This window comes from Streptosporangium sp. NPDC003464 (assembly GCF_053588315.1).
Window position 1 is genome coordinate 30094 of record NZ_JBSFPS010000013.1, and the last position, 20721, is coordinate 50814.

Here is a 20721-nt window from a genome sequence, read left to right on the forward strand (position 1 = left end):
GCGGGCGGTGTCGAAAACGTGTTCCACTGATCGGCATGCGATGGGAGGCGCCTGCCCTGCTCGCCGGGCCGTCGGAGGCCCGGCCGCGGATCGAGCGCACCGCGGTGACCCGGGTTCACGGTGGGCTGACCTGTTACGAGGTGCAGGCCCGTGGCGCGCTGGAGCGCACCGCCGAGGGGTGGGCGCTGAGCCCCTACCGGGGGTGCGCGCAGGCCTGCCGTTACTGCGCGGTCCGGCGCGGCCACCGTTACCTGGGGCTGGACACCGGCACCGGCTTCGACTCGCGGATCGTGGTGCGGACCAACATCGTGCGGCGGCTGCGGGCGGAGCTGGCCTCCGCCTGGGACGGCGAGCACATCCGCGTGGGCATGGCCGGTGACTGCTACCAGGGCGCCGAGGAGATCTACCGGCTGATGCCCGGTGTGGTGGCCGCCCTGCGCGAGGCCGGGGCGCCGTTCACCGTGCACACCAAGAGCACGCTCATCCTGCGCGACGCCGGGCTGCTGGCCGCCGCTCCCGGGGCGGGTGTGGTGGTCTCGATCGCCTTCGTCGACGATCAGATCCGCCGCACCGTGGAGCCCGGGGCGCCGGGCGCGCAGAAACGTCTGGAGCTGGTGGCGGAGCTCAACGAGCGTGGTGTGCCGTGCGGGGTGGTGATGGCGCCCATCCTGCCGTTGCTGACCGACTCCCCCGACCAGTTGGCCGCCACGGTGCGCCGGGCCGCCGACGCGGGGGCCGTCAGTCTCACCCCGCAGGTGCTGCGCCTGCCGCCCGGTGCCCGGGAGTGGTATCTGGCCTGGCTCGATGAGCACCATCCGGCGCTGGCCGGGCGTTACGGCGAGCTGTACGCCAGGGGGGCCGAGGCCGATCCCGGTTATGTCGGCCGTGTCACCGGGCAGGTCCTGCAGCTGGCCGCCCGTTACGGCATGAGCCCGACCCGTCCTGAGCAGCCGCTGCCGCTGGCCCTGTCGGCCCATCGGCAGCTCACCTTGCTGTGAGGCCCGCCCGCCGGGTCCGTCCCCGGTGGGGTCGCCTCCGGTGCGGGTGGCCTCTTCGGGGGCGGTCCGGCCGGCGGGTGCCGGTGGGGCCGCCCCCGAAGGGGGCTCAGGCCAGGGCGCTGCCCTTGGCCCACTGCTTGAACGACAGCTGCCAGAAGCCCCAGCCGTTGTTCCACTCCATCTTCCGGTCGGTGCCGGTGATGGTGATCACGTCGCCGCGCTGGACCTGGTTGTAGTACCAGCGGGCCTGGTCGGGGCGGGAGTTGATGCAGCCGTGGCTGACGTTCTGGCGGCCCTGGGCCCAGACGTTGTTCAGCGCGTGGACGTATTCGCCGCTGTTGGAGAAACGCACCGCGTGGTTGATCATCAGGTCGTAGTAGCCGGGGTCGCCCTTCTTGCGGCCCGGTGAGATCATCCGCTCGGGGTTGGCCTTGCCCATCGCCAGGTGCACGCCGCTGGTGGTGGTGTATTCGCGGGTGCTGGCGTTGCCGGCGCTGATCAGCATGGTCTGCACGACCTTGCCGTCCCGCTTGACGATCATCTTGTGCTTGCGGGTGTCGATGGTGGCGATCTGGGCCGCGCCGATCCGGATGCTCTTGGTGAAGTCCTTGACCCCGTACATGTCCTTGCCGCCCTGTACGCCGTTGAGGCGGGCGGTGAAGGTCACCTTCTGGTGGGGCTGCCAGAACTTGGCGGTCCGGTAGATCACGGTGGTGTCGTTGATCCACCGCCACGCGCCCTGGGAGGGCTTCTCCGAGGTCACCTCCAATGCCTGTTCCACTGCGGCCTTCTGGCTGACCGGCTGGTTGAAGGTGACGATGATCGGCGCCCCCACGCCGACCTTCTCCCCCTTCAGTGCCGGGGTCACGTCGGCCACCGCCAGCTCGACCTTCGGTTTGAGTGTCGTGAAGGAGCTGCTGGCGGTGGTTCCGCCCACGGCGCGTGCCGAGACGGTGTATTCGCTGGAGGGTTTCAACGGGGCCTTGGAGACCCATTTGGTCCGGCCGGCGTCGAAGGCGCCGGCCAGCGGCTTGCCGCCGCTCTCCACGGTTACCTGCTCAAGTGACCCGTTGGCGGCGGTGACGACGACCTTCTTGTCCGGTCGCACGGTCGCGCTGCCCTGGGTCGGGCTGATCTTTATCACCGGCGCGGCCGGTGTGGTGTTTGCCGCGGCGCGCTGGCCGTCGGCGGCAGGGGCCGTCGGGGCCGACCCGCCGGAGCAGGAGGTGGCAAGTACGGCCGCCGCCGCCACCGCCAGTCCGGCCAGCGGTGTCCTCAGACCACGACGTTCCACGTTTAACACAACTTTCTCCCCCACTACAGCAAACTGCGTTTAAAGACCCTAATAGGAGATGCGCAGGTAGTACACCTGGTTGAGGAGAGTTCGGTCACATTTAGGTCACTTTGCGGTGTGAATAACATGCCGCCCGGGACTTCGGGGAACACGAGGGGCCGGGCCGGGGCGCCCGGTGCGGTCATCGCTGCCTTCACCTGGGCCGATGCCGCCTGCCCGGCGTGGGCCCGCGCTCCGGCGGACGCCGGGCGGGGATCGGGGGCGGGGCCCGGGCGGGTGGCGCCGCCGGCCGCGGCGGCCGCCGGCCGGCCCGTCCCGTCCCGGGGCCGGAAAGCTAGGCTGCCGGAAAGCTAGGCTGACGTGATCGACCCGGAACGGAAGGCGTGGTGATGACCGCAGTACGGCCGGTCGGTGACATCGATCGCACGCACCAAGACCCGTCCCGGGTGCCGGGCGAGGAGCTGCTGCGCGCCATCGTGGAGGCCTCGGCCGAGGGCGTGGTGCTGTGCGGCGCCGACGGCGCCGTTGTCATGGTCAACGCCGCGGCGGCGCGGATGGCGCCGGAGGTCTCACCCGGCCGTCCCGCCGCCTCGGGCGCGGCCGCCGGGCTGTTCGACCACGACCACCCCGAGGGCCAGGACCGGGAGGTCGGCCACGGGCAGCGGCTCCTGCGGGTGCGCCGGGAGGTCTTCGGCATCGCCCATCACGCCTGGTACCTGCGTGACGTCACCGCCGAGTCGGCCAGGACCGGCGCGCTGCTGGCCGAGCGCCGGCGCACCGAGTTCCTGATGGAGGCCGGCCGCAGGCTGTCGGCCTCGCTCAACACGCGCCGCTGCGCCCGCACCACGGTCGAGCTGGCCGTCTCCTTCCTGGCCGACGTCGCCATGGTGGTGCTGCCGCCGGCCGGGCGCCGCCAGGCGAGCTGGCTGCGTTCGGCCGGCGGGCGCCAGGCCCTGCAGGAGGGCACGGTCACCACCGCCTCCACCGCGCAGGTGCCCGGCCTGGCCGAGGCGCTGGCGGGCTTCCCGCCCGTGCCCAGCCGGTGGCTGGACCCTGCCCAGGTGCCCGGATGGCTGCTGCCCGAGGAGTTCGGCCAGGCCCAGCACCTGCTCGTCACCCCGCTGCCCGGCAACGGCGTCCCGGCCGGGGCGCTGGTGCTGGCCCGCCGTGAGGGCGGCCCGGCCTTCGAGGAGGAGGCCGAGACCTTGGTGCGGATCTTCGCCGCCCGCGCGGGCGCGGCCATCTCGGCCGCCGCCCTGTATCAGGAGCAGAGCGCCACCAATGCGATCTTGACCAGGGACCTGCTGCCGCCGGCCCTGCCGGCGCTGCCCGGCCTGGAGCTGGCGGGCTCGCTGCGCGCCGCCCAGCAGGCCGCCCTGATCGGCGGCGACTTCTACGACGTCTTCCTTCCCGCCCCCGGCGAGCCGCTGGTGGTCCTGGGCGACGTCTGCGGCAAGGGCGCGCGCGCCGCCGTCCTGGCCGGGCAGGTCCGCCAGTCGCTGCGCGCGCTGCTGCTGACCGAGACCGACCCCGGGCGGCTGGCGTCACTGCTCAACCGCTCCCTGCTGGCCTCCCCCGTCCCCAACTCCTATCTCACCCTCGTCCTGGGCGCGCTGCGGGCCGGCGCCGACGGCCGGGTACGCATGGACCTGGCCGTGGCCGGGCATCCGGCGCCGCTCGTCCTGCGCCGCGACGGCACCGTGCGGGAGGTCGCCGCCGGCGGCCCGCTGCTGGGCGCGTTGGAGAGCGTCACCGTGACCCCCCTCACCGTCGAGCTGGCCCCCGGCGAGGTGTGCCTGTTCTACAGCGACGGCATCACCGAGGCCTTCGGCGGCCCCAGCGGCCGTGAGATGTACGGCGGGCGGCGGCTCAAGGACGCCCTGTCCACCTGCGCGGGCATGCCGGTGGCGGCGGTGGTGGAACGGCTGGAGCAGCTCAGCACCGACTGGCTGGGCGGCGACGTCCAAGACGACCGGGCGCTGCTGGCCGTACAGGCCAGGCCCGCGCGGTGAGCGCCACCGGCCTGTCCCCCGGGGATCTGCGCACCGCCGGGGAGCACTACCTGGAGCGCATCGGCCGGGCCGACGAGTTCGGCGCCGTCGACCTGGTGCTCGGCCTGCTGGGCGAGGGCGTGCCGGCCGAGAGCCTGCTGCTGGAGCTCATCGCGCCCGCCCAGCGGCGCGTCGGCGAGCTGTGGGCGGCCAACCGCTGGTCGGTCGCCCGCGAGCACGGGGCCACGGCCGTCAGCGAGCGCGCCGTCGCCGCGATCACCGCCCGCATCCGGCCCGAGCCCACCCTCGGCCGCGTCACCGTCGCCTGCACCGACGGCGAATACCACGCGCTGCCCACCCGGCTGCTGGCCGAGGTGCTGCGCCTGCGCGGCTGGCGGGTCGACTTCCTGGGCGCCAGCGTGCCCGGCCCGCATCTGATCACCCACCTGCACCAGACCGGGCCCGACGCGGTCGCGCTGGGCTGCGCCCTGCCCACCCGCCTGCCCCGGGCCCACGCCACGCTCACCGCCTGCCAGGCCGTCGGCGTGCCCGTCCTGGCCGGCGGATCCGGTTTCGGCGCCGACGGCCGCTCGGCCCGGCTGCTGGGCGCCGACGGCTGGGCCCCCACCGCCGATGCCGCCGCCGACGTGCTGGCCGGCGGCCTGCCGGACTTCCCCGCGCCGCCGCACGCGCCGGCCCACCTGGCCGACGAGGAGTACACCCACCTGACGCGGCGCCGCGGCGAGCTGCTCACCGGCGCGATGAGCGCCCTGGCCGGCGCTTACCCGCCGATGGCTGCCTACAGCGCCCACCAGCTCGACTCCACCGCCGAAGACCTCGGTCACATCCTCGACTTCCTGGCCGCCGCCCTCTACGTCGACGACGCCGCGGTGTTCACCGGCTTCATCACCTGGACCGGCGGCGTGCTGCGGGCACGCGGGGTCCCGGCCAGGGCGATAGAGGTGGGATTGCGTATTTTCCACGATGAGCTGCGAGACTTTCCCCGTGCCCGCCGCATGCTGGTCCAGGGGATCGAGGCGGCACACGACCCCGGCGCCGATTTGGAGATCTGACGATAGATGCTCGAGAAGACCCCGCTCCGTACCGAGGTGCAGAGCACCGACGCGGGCACCACGCTGCTGGTGCTCGCCGGTGATCTGGACTACGACACGGCCGCCGAGCTCTTCCCCCTGGCCCAGGAGCTGCTGGCCGGGCAGCCGCGCCGCCTGGAGCTGGACCTGTCGGGCCTGGAGTTCGTCGACTCCTCCGGGGTGGCGGCCCTGATCAACGTCTACAACATCGCCCGCGAGCACGGCGGCACCATGCGGATCGTCGCCCTGACCTCCTACCTGCGCCACCTGTTCAAGGTGACCGCCCTGGACCAGGTCTTCGACCTGCCGCCCGCCCAGTAGCGCCCCGGCCCGGGCCCGTCCCGCCCGCGGGCGGCGGCCGCGCCCCGGCTCCGCACGGGGGCGCGGGTGATTGCCGGCGACACACCGCGGCAGAAGCCGATCTCGCCGATCCTTACCGCTTAACCTGCGAAAACAGGATCACGCGCAGGCCGGTCCACCCACCATGCCGTGGCCGTGGCCGGTCCGGGCGCGCCGGCGCCCGGTCGCAGAGGAGAAGGCACATGCGAAAGACACTCATCGCCGCCCTGGTGGTGCTGAGCGCGGCGGCGGGCACCACCGCGCCGGCGCTGGCCGGCAGCCGGCCCCGCCTGGCGGTCGTCGGGCTGACCGACGGCCAGCGCCTGGTGCTCTTCCAGGCCAGCTCCCCCGAGAAGGTCCACGACCTGGGTGCGGTCCGCGGGCTCCAGGGCGACAGCGCCCTGGTCGGCATCGACTACCGGGTGCAGAACGGCAGGCTGTACGGTGTCGGCGACCAGGGCGGCGTCTACGTCCTGAACCGCTCGGCCGTGGCGACCAAGGTCTCCCAGCTGACCGTGGCGCTGAGCGGCACCGGTTTCGGCGTCGACTTCAACCCCGCCGCCAACCGGCTGCGCGTGATCAGTGACACCGGGCAGAACCTGCGGCACAACATCGACGATCCGGCCGGCACCCCCGCCGCGGGACAGACCGTGGCCGACGGCCCGCTGACCAACCCGCCCGTCCCGCCGGCCACCACGGGCGCCACCGCGCTCGGCGTCTCGGGGGCCGCCTACACCAACAACGACCTCAGCCCGGCCACCGCCACCACGCTGTTCGACCTCGACACCGGCGCCGACCGGGTGAGCCTGCAGTCTCCCGCCAACGCGGGCACCCTGGCGCCGGTCGGCGCCCTGGGCGTGGCCGCGACCGGCGGCGCGGGCTTCGACGTCTACAGCTCGGTGCGCGGCGAGGTCACCGTCTCCAACAGCGCCTTCGCCACCTTGAGGGTCGGCGACGGCTACCGCTTCTACGGCGTGGACCTGCTCACCGGCGCGGCCGACCTCTACGGCTCCTTCCCGCGCCACCGCCAGGTCGTCGACATCGCCCTGCCGCTCGACCGGAACTGACCGGCTCCGCCCCTCTCACCGGGGGGCCGGGGCCGCGGCCTCAGCGTGGCTCCGGCCGCCACAGCCGCTGGACCTGCCCGTAGGAGGGCACGTCGTCGGCGACCGGGCCGCCGGCGGCCACCTCCAGCGCGGTGGTGACGGCCGCCCGCAGCGCGGTGCGGAACAGCAGGGAGCCGTAGCTGATCCGCCGCACGCCCAGGGCCGCCAGTCGCGCCGGCGGCACCTGCGGCTGGATGAGCACGTTCAGCGGCACCGCGGCGGCGGCGACCAGCGCCTGCACCTCCCGCTCCCGGGCCGCCCCCGGGACGAACACCCCGTCGGCCCCCGCGCCGGCGTAGGCCTGGACCCGCCGCACGGCTGTGGCCAGGGCGTCGGGCGCGCCCAGCCAGAACGGGTCGGTGCGGGCGTTGACGAACAGCCGCGGCACCCGTTGCTTGATCGCGCCGATCAGCGCGACCTGCTCCGACACCTCCGCCAGGCCGCGGCCGCGGCCGTCCTCGATGTTGATCCCGGCGACCCCGGCGTCGGCCAGTTCCTCGGCCAGGTCGGCCACCTGGGCGGGTGAGCCGCCGAAGCCCGCCTCGATGTCGACCGTGACCGGCACCTGCAGCCTGGCGATCCCGCGTGCCAGCGCCACGGTCTCGGCCCGGGTGGCCTGCTCGGCGTCCGGCTTGCCCGCGGCCGCGGCCACTCCCAGGCTCGTCGTCCCCACCGCCGCGAACCCGGCCGCCGCCAGCGCCGCCGCCGAGGCGTGGTCCCAGGCGTTGGGCAGCAGCAGGGGCTGGTGGCCGTGGTGCAACGCCCTGAACCGCTCGGACATCGTCGGCCCGGCCGCCGTCACCGCCGCACCGCCTCGATCACCCCGGCCGCCAGCGCCAGCGCGATCTCCCGCCCCGGGCAGGGGCGCGGCCCCGCTCCGAAGGTCAGGTGCTCCTGGGTGCGGCCGGGCCGGAAGCGGCCGGGGTCGTCGAACACCTCCGGATCCCGGTTGGCCGCCGCCACATCCAGCAGTACGGGCGTGCCGGGCTCCGCACCGCCCGCCGCCCGGCCCGGCCCCGTCACGACGCGGCGCAGCACCCGCACCGGTGGGTCGTGGCGCAGCGTCTCGGCCAGCAGGTCCTCCACCGGGCAGGCCGCGGTGCCGGCCGCCAGCGCGTTGCGGATCAGGGTGGCCGTGGAGTCGCAGGCCTGGGCCAGCAGTCCGGCCAGTACGGCCAGCCGCTCCGGCTCGGGGTCGCCCAGCAGCCTCGACAGCCGGGCCAGGCCCGCGTCGGCCGCCGCCGCGGTCGCGGCGGGGTGGGCGGCGTCTGCGGCGGGGTGGGCGGCGCCCGGGGTGGCGGCGTGCCCGGTGCCTGCGACCTCGGTGCTTGCCGGGGCGGGGGCCGGGGCGGGCAGGTAGGCCGGGGCGAACCGTGCTACCGCCCGCGCCGCCTGCCCGCCCTCTTGCGCCCGGACGCCGAGCGCGACGGCCAGCACCTCGACCGGGATCAGCTCGATCGGGACCGCCCCGGCCTCCCGCGGGGCCGAGGAGGCCCGCCGGAAGGCCGCGGCGCGCAGCGCCGGCGCCCGCAGCCCGGCGAGCACCTCCTCGGCCGCGGCCCGGCGCCGGGCGTGCAGGGGGCCGTCGGCGAAGCGGCTGACCGCGCCGCGCAGCCAGGCCACGGTCAGGGCGGAGGGCGGGCGGGCCGCGGGCACGACGGACAGGCCGGGGTCGGCCAGGAGCGCGCGCACCTCGTCGTAGCGGCTGACGACCAGCGGGTGTGAAGTCATGTCCCGAGGCTAGAGGCGGGAGGCTTCGGCGCCCGCCGAAGTGTCGGCCGGTCATGATGGGCAGATGACATCTACGACGCCGATCCCTCTTGCCGTACTGGCCGGGCTGCTGGCCGACGCCACCCGGGCGCGTTTCTGCCTGGCGCTGCTGGACGGGCGCGCCTGGACCGCCGGTGAGCTGGCCCGGCACGCCGGGGTCGCGGCCTCCACGGCCAGCGAGCACCTGTCACAGCTGGTGGAGGGCGGCCTGCTGGCCGAGGAGCGTCAGGGACGCCACCGGTATCTACGGCTCGCCGGGCCGCAGGTGGCCCAGCTCATCGAGGACCTGACGGCCCACGCCGAACGCGCCGAGAGCGCCGCCAGGCCGCCGACGCTGCGCGCGGCGAGCGCGGCCAAGGCGATGGCCGCCGCGCGGACCTGCTACGACCACCTGGCCGGAAGGCTCGGCGTGACCATCACCGACGCGCTCACCACCCGGGGGCTGCTGCGCCAGGACACCGGCTTCGCGCTCAGCGACGAGGGACTGGCCTGGTTCGAGGGGGAACTGCGGGTGCCGCTGCCGCCGCCCACCGGCAGGCGCCCCCTGGCCCGGCCCTGCCTGGACTGGACCGAACGCCGCCATCACCTGGCCGGCTCCGCCGGGGCCGCGCTCTGCGCGACCGCGCTGGAGCGCGGATGGGTGAGCCGGATCGGCTCCGGACGCGCGCTGCGCGTCACCGGGGCCGGCCAGGAGGCTCTGGGCGCGCTGCTGGGCCTGGACGGGCTCACCGGTGAGGCCGCCCAGGTCACGGCGAGCGCAGCCGGTGGGTGAGGCTGGTGTGGCGCCGTCCCGCGCCCCGGGTCCGCACCGCCTGGGCCAGCGCCCGGCGTGAGCCGACGATGACGACGAGTTTCTTGGCCCGGGTGATGGCGGTGTAGAGCAGGTTGCGCTGCAGCATCATCCACGCGCTGGTGGCCAGCGGGATGACCACCGCCGGATACTCGCTGCCCTGGGAGCGGTGGATGGAGACCGCGTAGGCGTGCGCCAGCTCGTCCAGCTCGTCGAAGGCGTACTCGACGTGCTCGTCCTCATCGGTCAGCACGGTCAGCTTGTGGTCGTCGGGCTTGATGTCGACCACCATGCCCACGGTCCCGTTGAACACCCCCGCCGCGCCCTTGTCGTAGTTGTTGCGCAGCTGGGTCACCTTGTCGCCGACCCGGAAGACCCGGCCGCCGTAGCGGCGCTCGGGCATGCCCTCCCGGGAGGGGGTCAAGGCCTCCTGCAGCGAGGTGTTGAGGTTGCCCGCCCCCGCCGCGCCCCGGTGCATCGGCGCCAGCACCTGCACGTCCCGGCGCGGGTTGAGGCCGAACTTGCGCGGGATCCGGTTGGCCACCACGTCCACCGTCAGCGCCGCGATCTCCTCCGGCTCCTCGCACGGGAACAGGAAGAAGTCGTTCATGCCCTCCAGTGCCGGCGGCAGGCCGGTGTTGACCCGGTGGGCGTTGGTGACCACGCCCGACTCCTGCGCCTGGCGGAAGATGTGGGTCAGCCGGACCCGGGGGATCTCCTCCTCGGCGGCCAGCAGGTCCCGCAGCACCTCGCCGGCGCCGACCGACGGCAGCTGGTCCACATCCCCCACGAACAACAGGTGCGTGCCCGGCGCGACGGCCTTGACCAGCTTGTTGGCCAGCAGCAGGTCCAGCATCGAGGCCTCGTCGACCACGACCAGGTCGGCGTCCAGGGGGTTGTCGCGGTCGAAGGTGGCATCCCCGCCGGGGCGCAGCTGCAGCAGCCGGTGCACGGTGGTGGCCTCGTGGCCGGTCAGCTCCGCCAGCCTCTTGGCCGCCCGGCCGGTGGGCGCGGCCAAGATCACCTTGGCCTTCTTGGCGCGGGCCAGGGTGACGATGGAGCGTACGGTGAAGCTCTTGCCGCAGCCGGGGCCGCCGGTCAGCACCGCGACCTTCTCGCACAGTGCCAGCCGTACGGCGTGGGCCTGCTCGGGGGCGAGGTCGGCGCCGGTCCGCTGCTGCAGCCACTGCAGGGCCGCCTCCCAGTCCACCGACCCGAAGACGCCCAGCCGGTCGTGGCCGGAGGCCAGCAGGGCGCGCAGCGAACCGGCCAGCGACAGCTCGGCGCGGTGGAAGGGGACCAGGTAGACCGCCGGGACGGTGCCGTCGCCGACGGGGACCTCCTCGCGGACCACGCCCTCCTCGGTGACCAGCTCCTCCAGGCACCGGACGGTCAGCTCGGCGGGGACCTCCAGGATCTTCACCGCGTCGCCGACGAGGTTGGGCGCCGGCAGGTAGCAGTGGCCGTCGTCGGCGGCCTGCGACAGGGTGTAGCGCAGCCCCGCCTTGACCCGCTCGGGGCTGTCGTGCGGGATGCCGACGGCCTGGGCGATGGTGTCGGCGGTCTTGAAGCCGATCCCCCACACGTCGTCGGCCAGCCGGTAGGGCTCGCTCTTGACGACCGTGATGGAGGCGTCGCCGTACTGTTTGAAGATCCGTACCGCGATGGAGGTCGACACGCCGACCCCCTGCAGGAAGATCATCACTTCTTTGATGATCTTCTGTTCCTCCCAGGCGACGCCGATCATCTTGGTCCGCTTGGGCCCGAGGCCGGGGACCTCGACCAGGCGCTCGGGGGCGGTCTCGATGATCTGGAGGGTGTCGGCGCCGAAGTGGTCGACGATCCGCTCGGCCATCTTCGGCCCGATGCCCTTGATCAGTCCGGAGCCCAGATAGCGCTGGATGCCCTGGACGGTGGCGGGCAGCACGGTGGTGTAGGACCACACCTCGAACTGCTTTCCGTACTTCGGGTGGGAGGTCCAGCGCCCGGTCAGCCGTAGCGACTCGCCGGGCTGGGCGCCCAGCAGCGGCCCGACCACGGTCAGCAGGTCACTGCCCGAGCGTTCGGTGGCCACCCGGGCGATGGTGTAGCCGGTCTCCTCGTTGGCGTAGGTGATGCGTTCGAGGACGGCGTCGATGGATGCCGTAGGGGGACCACCCGATCCAGGCTTCACGGAAAACCTCTCTCTAACCTTCCCGGGCCAGGGTAGAAGGGTAGAGCAGTGGCCGGCGACCGCGATGGGCCGCCGGGGACCGGAGCCCGGCTCCCCCAGGGCGCGCTCCGGTCCCGGCCTTCCCGCAGTCCAGGGGAGATTTCCACCGGACCTGCCTGACCCGCACTGATGCGGGCCTGTTCCGTTTGTCGATCACTTCCGCGCAGGACGCCGTGGACACGCCCCCACCTGATCAACCCTGCTCGCTGGGAAGGCCGCCCTGACGTAGGTCACCTACGTGTGCGGAGGGCCTGGACGGCGGCGGTGATTCCCTTCTTGTCGTAGCTGCTGGTGGGCATGGTGGAGCCGTGGGCGTGGCGGATGACGCCCTGGGAGTCGACGAGGATGCTGCCTGACTGCTGCATCGAGCCGAAGACCTTCCTGCTCAGGCCGATCATCTCGTGCGGGGTGCCGTGGCGGCCGGTGAGGACGGGGAAGGGGATCTGACGCTTGGCCTTCCACTCGGCCGCGGCCTGGCGGTCCTCGGGGACCGCGACAAGCACTCGCACGTTGTCGGCGGCGAGCTCGTCGCGGCGCCGGATGAGGTCCTGGACGTGCCGGTAGCAGACCGGGCACGACGTCGACCGCATGAAGTAGACGAGCACAGCGTGATTGCCCTGGTAGTCGGACAGGCGGACGGCCTGGCCGTCGGTGTCCTCCAGCACGACGTCGGGCGCGGGCGATCCAGTTTCAAGCATGGCGGAAATCCTCTTCAACTCGGGTTGTGAAAACCGTCATCCCATAAGAGGCCCCCACGCCGCGAAAGGATTCACCGTCTCGGGATCGATCTCGCTCGGCGCACCCCCGAGCCGTACGCCGGCAATCGGGCCGGCGCCCTCCTCGTGCTGGGCACCTCGGCGTTGACCGCGTCGTCGGCTGTCGGCTCGACCGACGACGGCACCGCAATGATCATGTCGTGTGTCGGGCTGGTGGCCTTCTCCATGCACACGCGGCCGAGCCCACTGGTGATCATTACGATGACGGGTGCGACGGTCATGGCGGCCACCTCGTCGTGCGTGTTCTCGGAGCGGTCAGCCGGTGACTGGCCGACGCGCTGCTGAGCGGCAAGCACGATCTGAACGGTGGGTTGGAACAAGTACGGCGGGCCCGTCGGCCGGCCGCCGGGGGCCTGTCCGAGGCACGACACGCGGTGGCAGATCGCCACGTCGCCGTTCATCGGCGAGTCGACGGTCAAGACGCACATCAACGACGCCTTCGCCAAGATCGGAGCCCGTAGCCGCAGCGACGCGACACGCTACGTCTACCGGCAGGAGGTGGCGGAGGGCTGAAAACGGTCAGAGCAGCCGGATCGTCCTGCCGATCCGGTCGAACAGGGCCTGCTTGCCGTCCTGGTCGGTGCTGAGCGTGACGGTGCAGGTCCTGCCCTGGGCGGGCAGGTAGAACTGGGTGCCTTTGACCTGCATGCCGCCGGCCGGGAAGACGTAGACCATCCGCGCCGCCTCCGTGCCGCCGACGGGCACCTTGGTCGCTTCGATGATCTTGGCTCTGATCTGTTGCAGCTCGCCGGTGGCCGCGCTGATCAGTTGGTCGGTCGAGGCGTCCGAGCTGGGCTGGCAGTAGCCGTTGAGGTTGGTGGTGAAGCCGTTGGGCGATCTGTGCCTCGATCCGGGGTCGAAGGCCCAGACGGCCTTGTTGGTCACCAGCGGCTGCAGGTCCCGCTGGGCCCGCTCCAGCGCCTTGCCCGACAGGCCGCTGCGCTTGAGTCCCTGCTGGAGGTCGTCCTTGGTCAGGTCGAGCGCGACCCAGGAGTCGGGGACCGCGACGGCGAGCCCGTTGGCGGTGCTGCCGACCAGTTCGAAACCGCCGGGCACGGTGGCGGCCCCGCCGCCGCCCGTCGGATGTCCCGGGCTCCCGGTGGGAGTCGCCGTGGGGGTCCCCGTCGGGGCCTGCGCCAGGTTGACGGGGCCGCCGCCTGCGCAGGCGGCGGCCAGCGCCAGGCACAGCGCGCCCGTGGCCGCCGCGATGGGATAGCGCTTACGCACCAGACTGCCCTCCTCGCGGGCCTCGCGGGGAGGCCCGATGCCGATCGACCGGTGAAACCGCATGGTGAATCGCCACAGGGGGACCTCCCGCACCGGAACCGCCTCGTCCCGGCCGGTAGGGGCAGCCCAACCGATGACAGGCGGCGCCTGTGCTCACCCGTCGCTGCTTGACGTGTCGCAGGAGCGCGCAGCGCAGCTGCGTGTGTTCCTGTTTTCGCAGGTTAAGCGGTAAGTGTCGGTGAGGCCGGGTTCCGCTGCGGTGTGTCGCGAGGGATTGGGGGCGGCGGGGCGGGCGGCGGGCCGCCGCATCGCCGCAGCCGAACATTACGGGTCTTCCCAGCGTCGTAACAGGGCGGTAGGACAGGGATACGCCGGAGACGTCGGGGGCGGCGCCGGACATCGGCAGCCATGACGGGGAGACCAGCATGACCGTACGGGTGATCATCGAGGAAGTCGGCCGTCCGGGGCTCTCGGCCGAACGGGTGCGGCAGGTGGCGGGGGCGCATCCCGCCGTGCTCGCGCACCTGCGCACCACCGAGGTCCACCGGCTGATCGTGGGGGCCGCGGCCGCGCTCGGGCACGATCCGGACGGGCGGGCGCCGTTCCGGGCGAGTGTGTTCGACCCGGTCTCCAACCGGGGCGTCGAGCTGCGCGGCACCGTGGACCGGCCCGAGCAGGCGCAGGTCCTGCCCAGCTCCTACCGTCCCAACCCGCGGCCGCAGGAGCTCAGGGCGGCCGCGGCGATCCTGCGGGCCGACGGGCGCTTCCCCGCCGGGGACGACGTGCTGATCTATCAGCCGATGCCGCCGCTGGCCGACCTGGACAACCCCGACGGCACCACCACCCGCCGCCCCACCCTGGGCGTCTATGACCCCTCCGGCGCGGTCAGGCACCGGATCGTCGCCGTCGACGTCGCCGCGGGCAGCGTCGACTGGTCCCCGGCCGGGGTCTCCGTCGCGATGCATCCGGGCGACTGCGAGTCGCACCTGCCCGAGGGCGTGGAGAGCCTGCGCGACCGGGGCGGACCCAACCAGGTGCGGCTGCGCGTGCTCGACGGTGACACCGAACTGTGGAACATGATCGTGGTACGGCCCCGCGCGTCGGCGCCCAGCGGCCCCGGTGACGGTTCCGGGGTGGAGCTGCGGCAGGTGCGCTACCGGGGCAGGATCGTGCTGCGCCAGGCGCACGTGCCGATCCTCAACGTCCAGTACGAGGAGGACGGCGTGACCTTCCGCGACTGGCAGAACCAGGAGACCCGCTTCTCGGCCACCGGCAGCGACCCGGTGGGCTGGGGCTGGCGGATCTGCACCCAGCCGCCCAGGACCATCCTGGAGCGGCCCGGCAACGACGCCGGCAACTTCCAGGGGGTGGCCTTCCACCACGCCGACGGCGAGCTGAGGATCGTCAGCGAGCTGGCCGCCGGCTGGTACCGGTATGTGTCAGAGTGGCGCCTGGCCGACGACGGCATGATCAGGCCGCGGTTCGGCTTCGCCGGGGTGCGCAACCCGCGCACCTGCATGCGCCACCGCCACCACGTCTACTGGCGCTTCGACTTCGACGTCGAGGGCGCGGCCAACGACGTGATCGAGCAGTTCGACGACACCGGCTCGGTCATCCCCGAGCCGGTGCCCATCGTGCAGGAGGTCATGCGCAAGCGGCGTCATCCCGCCCGGTTCTGGCGGATCACCGACGGTGCCAGCGGCCGTGGCTACCAGATCCACCCCAGCGAGCACGACAACACCGCCGACCCCTACGGCGTCGGTGACCTGTGGTTCCTGCGCCACCACCCGGCCGAGCTGTACGACGGCAACCCCGGTGCCGACAACCGGGCGATGCTGAACCGGTTCGTCAACGGGGAGAGTCTCAGCGGCGTCAACGTCGTCGTCTGGTACGCCGGGCACTTCCGGCACGACCAGAACGCCCCCGAGCCGCATCAGGGTCACGTCGTCGGCCCCGATCTGGTCCCCGTCACCTGACGGGGGCGGGTGGCGGGGCCGCCGGCCGGTGCCCCGCCAAAGACGGAGGACCCACCGGAGGCCGACCGGTCAGGTCATGTCCCAGAGCAGGCGGTAGTAGGCGATGCGCTCCGGGTCCGGGGTGATCCCGTAGGCGTCGTACATGACGCCGTCGTGTCCCGGGCCGTAGTTCCACTCCATGCTCCACGCCGCGACGGCCAGGTCGGCCCATCGGTCGGCCACCCCGAGCGAACCGAGATCGACGTGCGCGGCGAACGTACCGTCGCCGTGCAGCAGCGTGTTGGGGACGCACGCGTCCCCGTGGCAGACGACCAGGCGGTCGATCGGGGGCGGCTCCCCGATGCGCGCCCGGGCCTGCGCGAGTTCGAGGTGACGGTGCTCAGGGAACCAGTCGGCCGGTCCCTTGCCGTCGGCGATGCGCTCGTCGGCGCGTGCGAGCCGTCGAGCGACGCTCCATTCGAACGGGCACCGCTCCACGGGCAGGGCGTCGTGGAGCAGGCGCAACCCTCGGCCGATCGCGGCCGCCGCGGTCGCCGGGTCGACGATCCACCGGGGGTCCACCGCCGACAGGCCCGGGAGCGCCGCCGTGACCAGCCACGCGCCGTCGGCGTCGGCGCCGTGCTCGACGACTCGCGGGACGTTCGCCCACTGCTGCGCCCAGGCCAGGCGCTCGGCCTCGCCGGAGAGGTCGATCTCCGGGGTGCCGACGGCGACCCACTTGGCATATCTGGTGCCGTCGTGCCCGTTTCCGAGGCGGAAGGTCAGGCCACCGAGCTCGTTGCGCCACACCGGGGTGATGGTGTCACCGCCGGCGAGCGCCGCGATGACGTCGGGGACGGCCACGGGGCCGGTCGGGATCTCGGAGATGACGGGGTGGCTCATGGAGACAGGATCCTTCCCGGGGGCGGTGCCGGTGACAACTGGTTTTCGGGGGGAAGGGCCCGCCGGGTCCGGCCCCGGTGGTCCTCAGCCCCGGCTCCTGCCGGTCGACGGGGTGGGGGCCGATGGCCTCGTCCGGCGCGGGGTCATTCCTCGACGGCTCCGCCCACGGCCCGCAGATGATCACGGAAGCTCAGGGAAGGCTCCTGCCGGCGCCGGGCGAGGTAGGTGTCGAAGCTCAGCTGAGCGCGTAGGGAGACACCTGCGCGGATCCGTTCGGCCTGGTGCCGTTCGGTGTCGCGGATCGTCTCGGCGAGCGTGAGGAGGTCCGCGGCGCGAGAGGCCGGCACGAAGAGCACGCCGTCGTCATCGCCCAGGACCACGTCCTCGCCGCTGACCGTCAGATCTCCCACGCCGGCCGATCCCAGCGCGTCGTGGGGGCGGGCGTCCAGGCGTAGCGGGCCGGTCGGGAGCGCCCCCAGGCTGAAGACCGGCAGCCCGATCGCCCGTATGTCGGCCGTGTCGCGGTGCAGCCCCCAGATCACGATTCCGTCCAGCCCGGCAGCCTGAGCCTCCAGGACCACCAGATCACCGACGCACGCCTCGTCGAGCCGCCCGCCGTTGTCGACCACCAGCACATCGCCGGGCGCGGCCCCTTCGAAGGCCTCCAGGAAGACGTCGACGCTGCCGACGTGCCGAGCAGGGCACACGCGCCCGGCCAGGCGGCTCCCGGGCGCTACGCTCCGCAGGTGCGCCGGGGCGCACCGCACCGGGACCCGGGCGCGGATGCACGCGTCCGCCAGATGGGCGGTGGTCAGAGTCGCAAACCGCCGCCGAAGCTCTTGGCGATCCATACCGTGCTTCCTCCCGCCGTCCGCCCGAGGTGTCGTCGTCCTCGAGGCTCGCATGTCGAGGACGCGACATCAATCGGCGGGGTGCCGGATACGGCACGGGCCGGGATCCGCGCCTTCCGGCTGCGGGTCCCGGCCCGTGGCGGGTGCTGAGGTCAGGCCGGGACGATGTTCTCGGCCTGCGGGCCCTTCTGGCCCTGCGTGACGTCGAATGACACCTTCTGGCCTTCCTGCAGCTCGCGGTAGCCCTGGCCGACGATGTTCGAGAAGTGAGCGAAGACGTCAGCGCCGCCGCCGTCCTGCTCGATGAAGCCGAAGCCCTTTTCCGCGTTGAACCACTTCACGGTGCCGGTAGCCATGTCGATCTCCTCCTGTAGGGGCAGAGCCGGAATCCGCACTGCACGGATTCCGTGTCGCCGCGATGAGCCCATCCGGAGATGACCGGCAGAACAAAAATGCACCTGAGGGTCACATCCCGTCAGGTGCACACAGAGTTTCATGGGTACCACAACCGCAACTGGGTTCACCGTAGCACCTGCGCGGGCCGGCGTACGAGCAGGTCCGGTCACGGCCCCGGGCCACGTGCGCGCACCGGGCGGCGAGGCGGGGCGCCTGCTCCGGTGTCCGGCCGGCCGGCAGCTTCTCCAGGCCGTCCGCGACTACGTGCGCGACCAGCGCCTACCGCCCGGCCGGCCGTACCGGGGCCCGGGCGGTGCCGGTGGCCGCGGCGGCTGCGACGGGCCGGACGGGCGGCGCGGGCAAGCCGGTGCGGGGCGGTCCGGAGGCTCAGTGCAGGGCGATCGCCGCCCAGGGACTCTCCGGGTCGCTCATCAGCGCCCGGTGGGCCTCCAGCACCGTTGTGTACCACTCCCCGAACGTCTCCTCGTCGAAGTGGAGGCAGCGGCCCAGGACGTATCCGGCCGAGAACTCCGCCCATGAGCCGTAGACGCTCTGGACGCTCTTGCCCGCCCTCTCGATCGCGGCGTGCATCTCCTGCTCGGTCGCGTACCGGGCACCCCGCCCCCAGCGGGCCATCATCGTGGCGCGGCCCAGGTCCCAGGCGGCGACGGACCGCACATACCCGTCGGGTGGCAGCAGTCCGTCGGCCCTGAACCGTGCCTCGTAGCGTGTCACCTCGCCCACCAGCCCGCGTAGCCGGGCGACGAACCCGTCGAGCTCGTCAGGGTCGGTGCCCTCCTCCGCCTGCCGGCGTATGGAGGTCTCGACGAGGTCGCGCCACGCCACGGGATCGACGCGCCCGCCTCCGAGCCGGACCCGCGTCCCGAGCACGAAGTCCCAGACCCAGGGGCTGACCTCGCAGGTGAGCAGCCGCTCCTGTGTGCTGTGCCAGTCGTCGCGGGTGAAGACGTTCCAGGACTCCGCCAGCCGCTCGACCTCGTTGCTGTAGCCGGCGCCGTGCCAATGGAGCGTGTTCCAGGCGTCTCCGTTGGAGTAGCACAGGTGTGCCCCGCAGGCCAGGCCGCGCAGCATCGCCTCGTCCGCGGGGGCGCCGGTCCGGCGCGTCTCGACGCGGTCGCACAGCTCATCGGGGCGGAACAGCTCCTCGTGGAGCTCGCCCCAGATCTCCCGCTCCTCCTCGTCGGCGAGGATCCACTGGGCACACGGCGTCTCGGCGTTGACGGCCAGGATCTCCACGTCGTCGGGCCAGATGGCCGCCAGGCCGCCGAGGGTGACGAATTCGTACACCACCTCGGGATGCGGCCGGGGCAGCACGCCCACCGTGTACGTGAGCACGACCCGGCGCCCGTCGTCCAGCGTCGCAAGCGTCACCGGCCGCCGCCCTCGCTCGTCGGCGACGGCCTCCAAGGACACGGGCCGGTAGAGCCCTTCGGCGGCGACGGATCGCAGGTATTCGTACCCCGCGCGGTCGTCTCCCGCCTCGTCCTCCCGGCACAGCTCATACAGCCGCTGCTCGCGGGCGGCGGGAGCGCGCCATGGACTCCCGTCCTGAGGATCTTGCAGGGAAGGGAGTATTTCCTCGTGCATCTCGTCACCGGTGAGCATGAGCGAAAATATAGCGAGACTCCGCTCGGCCGTTTCCGGCCTCGGCCGGGACATCGGCCGCCCCTCGTCGGCAGCCGGTGGGGGGCCTAGCCGGCGCGCCAGAGCGCTCCGCGGGACTGTTCCGCCGAGGCGACCGAGCCCAGCGCGTAGATTCCGTGGTCGGTGGCCACCAGGTCGGTGACGTGCGGCTCCGTGCCCTGGTCGGCGGGCGGGCGCTCCCTGGTCCAACGCCCGCCGCTGAGGTGCCACAGCGTCGACTCCGTCGTCACCGTCCACAGCCCGCCGTCCCCGTCCGGCACCGCGTCCACGAACGCGCCGTCGAAGTTCTCCCGGTGGAAGGGGCCCCACGTGCAGCTCCACCTGCCCTGCGCGTGGCGCAGCGCCACCAGCCGTCCGGCGTTGGTGTCCTCGCCCTCCTCCAGGTAGTGGGTGCCGAACGCCGCCGCCCCGAGCACCCATGTCTCGTCCGCGCCGACGACCGCGACGGCCTGCGGGTAGAAGGCGCCGCCCTGAGTGTCATGGATGGCCTCCTCCGCGTTGATCCGCAGCGCGAACTCCACCACCTGCGGCGTGCCCTGGCGCAACCGCACGGCCTTGGACCCCGCGGCGGGCACGGCCCAGACCTCCTTGCCCTCCTCCGAGCCGAACAGCCGATATCCGGCGGATGCCCCCTCGACGCCCTGGTCGGCGGGCAGGTCCATCCGCTCCCAGCCCGTGCCGTCCCAGTGGACGGCGGTGGCGCCGGAGCTCACCCAGCCGCCGTGCGCGTCGGCGGGGCGGTCCTCTCCCCCCTGATCCGGCACGGTCCTGTCCTGGTCCGGCACGGTCACCGTCAGCTCCCGCCACCCGTCGCCCTCACGCACGCCCCCCTTCCACGCCTCCGCCCCCGGGCTGACCGCCCAGATCCCGCCGTCGGGACTCGTCGCCAGGGCCTTGACGCCTTTCATCCCGGGCGGCACGGCCGTCGTCTCCCAGCGGCCGTCCTTCCACCGGACCGGCGTCGCGGGGTTCTCCCCCGTGTCGCGCAGCGCCCACAGCGTGCCGGCCGAGGCCGCCGCGCCGCCGCGGAGGGCGCCCTCCTCGGTCACCGAGAGCAGCTCCCAGCTCGGCCGGACGGAGGCCACCTGGAACCCGTCGGCGATGCGGGCCGGCTCCGGACAGTCCTCCCGCGAGACGATCACCGCCTGCGCGCTCCCGCCGACGGGCGAGGCCATCGGCACGGCCACGGGGGCGGCCGCCCCGGTGGGCGTGCTCGCCGGTTCTTCCGCCCCTGACGCGCACCCGCCTGAGACCAGCGCGAGCGACACCGCCACCACCGCACCCACCCGCCGCATGAAGCCTCCGCCCTCGTCCATGTCGGTCTGAGGAGACTGCTGACGCCTGTCCTCAGAAGTCG

Annotated in this window: 20 protein-coding genes; 8 read left to right on the top strand and 12 right to left on the bottom strand. The window is 73.1% G+C overall.

All coding sequences use genetic code 11. From position 1 onward, the window contains the following. Window positions 1–35 precede the first annotated feature (35 nt). The gene (locus ACWDS7_RS05150; RefSeq protein WP_451928190.1) at window positions 36–998 is read left to right on the top strand and encodes a radical SAM protein; all 963 of its coding nucleotides are present in this window, start codon (window positions 36–38) and stop codon (window positions 996–998) included. 106 nt (window positions 999–1104) lie between these two features. On the opposite strand, the gene ACWDS7_RS05155 is transcribed toward ACWDS7_RS05150, so the two are convergent. Then, a complete protein-coding gene (locus tag ACWDS7_RS05155; protein WP_451928191.1) occupies window positions 1105–2292 on the bottom strand; it encodes an Ig-like domain-containing protein in 1188 nt (395 codons plus the stop codon). Window positions 2293–2681: 389 nt separating this feature from the next. Here ACWDS7_RS05155 and ACWDS7_RS05160 point away from each other — a divergent pair, with 389 nt between their 5' ends. The 4 genes from ACWDS7_RS05160 to ACWDS7_RS05175 all read left to right on the top strand — a co-directional run bounded on the left by ACWDS7_RS05160 (window position 2682) and on the right by ACWDS7_RS05175 (window position 6780). Then, entirely contained in the window at window positions 2682–4304 is a 1623-nt protein-coding gene (locus ACWDS7_RS05160; RefSeq protein WP_451928192.1) for a PP2C family protein-serine/threonine phosphatase, read from the top strand. Next, entirely contained in the window at window positions 4301–5356 is a 1056-nt protein-coding gene (locus ACWDS7_RS05165; protein WP_306871247.1) for a cobalamin B12-binding domain-containing protein, read from the top strand. Before ACWDS7_RS05160 ends, ACWDS7_RS05165 begins: the two co-directional genes overlap by 4 nt. Window positions 5357–5362: 6 nt before the next feature. After that, window positions 5363–5695 (top strand): STAS domain-containing protein, encoded by a 333-nt coding sequence (locus ACWDS7_RS05170; RefSeq protein WP_451928193.1) that lies wholly within the window; start codon window positions 5363–5365, stop codon window positions 5693–5695. Window positions 5696–5916: 221 nt separating this feature from the next. Beyond that, on the top strand, window positions 5917–6780 hold the full coding sequence (locus ACWDS7_RS05175; protein ID WP_306871252.1) for a DUF4394 domain-containing protein: 864 nt from the start codon (window positions 5917–5919) through the stop codon (window positions 6778–6780). 40 nt (window positions 6781–6820) lie between these two features. On the opposite strand, the gene ACWDS7_RS05180 is transcribed toward ACWDS7_RS05175, so the two are convergent. Next, the gene (locus ACWDS7_RS05180; RefSeq protein ID WP_451928194.1) at window positions 6821–7600 is read right to left on the bottom strand and encodes an isocitrate lyase/PEP mutase family protein; all 780 of its coding nucleotides are present in this window, start codon (window positions 7598–7600) and stop codon (window positions 6821–6823) included. Window positions 7601–7617: 17 nt separating this feature from the next. Beyond that, window positions 7618–8550, bottom strand: a complete 933-nt coding sequence (locus tag ACWDS7_RS05185; protein WP_451928195.1) for a cytochrome P450 — start codon at window positions 8548–8550, stop codon at window positions 7618–7620. A gap of 64 nt (window positions 8551–8614) precedes the next feature. Between ACWDS7_RS05185 and ACWDS7_RS05190 the strand changes: the two genes are divergently transcribed. Further along, window positions 8615–9361, top strand: a complete 747-nt coding sequence (locus ACWDS7_RS05190; RefSeq protein ID WP_451928196.1) for an ArsR/SmtB family transcription factor — start codon at window positions 8615–8617, stop codon at window positions 9359–9361. Here ACWDS7_RS05190 and recD2 read toward each other — a convergent pair. From recD2 to ACWDS7_RS05205, 3 genes are all read right to left on the bottom strand, one after another. Then, window positions 9336–11552, bottom strand: coding sequence for an SF1B family DNA helicase RecD2 (gene recD2, locus ACWDS7_RS05195; RefSeq protein ID WP_451928197.1), 2217 nt, complete (start codon window positions 11550–11552; stop codon window positions 9336–9338). The two genes, ACWDS7_RS05190 and recD2, sit on opposite strands and share 26 nt — an antisense overlap. A gap of 269 nt (window positions 11553–11821) precedes the next feature. Beyond that, window positions 11822–12289, bottom strand: a complete 468-nt coding sequence (locus tag ACWDS7_RS05200; protein ID WP_451928198.1) for a peroxiredoxin family protein — start codon at window positions 12287–12289, stop codon at window positions 11822–11824. A 71-nt stretch (window positions 12290–12360) separates the two neighbouring features. Then, on the bottom strand, window positions 12361–12663 hold the full coding sequence (locus tag ACWDS7_RS05205) for a hypothetical protein (RefSeq protein WP_451928199.1): 303 nt from the start codon (window positions 12661–12663) through the stop codon (window positions 12361–12363). 10 nt (window positions 12664–12673) lie between these two features. Between ACWDS7_RS05205 and ACWDS7_RS05210 the strand changes: the two genes are divergently transcribed. Continuing rightward, window positions 12674–12880, top strand: a complete 207-nt coding sequence (locus ACWDS7_RS05210) for a LuxR C-terminal-related transcriptional regulator (protein WP_451928200.1) — start codon at window positions 12674–12676, stop codon at window positions 12878–12880. Between the two features lie 6 nt (window positions 12881–12886). Here the strand turns inward: ACWDS7_RS05210 and ACWDS7_RS05215 are convergent, their stop codons facing one another. Next, window positions 12887–13594: a hypothetical protein gene (locus tag ACWDS7_RS05215; RefSeq protein ID WP_451928201.1), complete on the bottom strand. Its 708-nt coding sequence runs from the start codon at window positions 13592–13594 to the stop codon at window positions 12887–12889. A gap of 425 nt (window positions 13595–14019) precedes the next feature. On the opposite strand from ACWDS7_RS05215, the gene ACWDS7_RS05220 reads away from it, so the two are divergent. After that, entirely contained in the window at window positions 14020–15570 is a 1551-nt protein-coding gene (locus ACWDS7_RS05220; protein ID WP_451928202.1) for a hypothetical protein, read from the top strand. Window positions 15571–15639: 69 nt separating this feature from the next. On the opposite strand, the gene ACWDS7_RS05225 is transcribed toward ACWDS7_RS05220, so the two are convergent. The 5 genes from ACWDS7_RS05225 to ACWDS7_RS05245 all read right to left on the bottom strand — a co-directional run bounded on the left by ACWDS7_RS05225 (window position 15640) and on the right by ACWDS7_RS05245 (window position 20659). Continuing rightward, a complete protein-coding gene (locus tag ACWDS7_RS05225; protein ID WP_451928203.1) occupies window positions 15640–16452 on the bottom strand; it encodes a phosphotransferase in 813 nt (270 codons plus the stop codon). A 143-nt stretch (window positions 16453–16595) separates the two neighbouring features. Then, the gene (locus ACWDS7_RS05230) at window positions 16596–17303 is read right to left on the bottom strand and encodes an RraA family protein (RefSeq protein ID WP_451928204.1); all 708 of its coding nucleotides are present in this window, start codon (window positions 17301–17303) and stop codon (window positions 16596–16598) included. 152 nt (window positions 17304–17455) lie between these two features. After that, window positions 17456–17659 carry a cold-shock protein gene (locus ACWDS7_RS05235; RefSeq protein ID WP_451928205.1) on the bottom strand — a complete coding sequence of 68 codons (204 nt, stop codon included), beginning with the start codon at window positions 17657–17659 and terminating at the stop codon, window positions 17456–17458. 427 nt (window positions 17660–18086) lie between these two features. Continuing rightward, complete coding sequence (locus ACWDS7_RS05240; RefSeq protein WP_451928206.1) at window positions 18087–19325, bottom strand: DUF1266 domain-containing protein; 1239 nt, start codon at window positions 19323–19325, stop codon at window positions 18087–18089. A gap of 86 nt (window positions 19326–19411) precedes the next feature. Continuing rightward, window positions 19412–20659: a hypothetical protein gene (locus tag ACWDS7_RS05245; RefSeq protein WP_451928207.1), complete on the bottom strand. Its 1248-nt coding sequence runs from the start codon at window positions 20657–20659 to the stop codon at window positions 19412–19414. Window positions 20660–20721 lie beyond the last annotated feature (62 nt).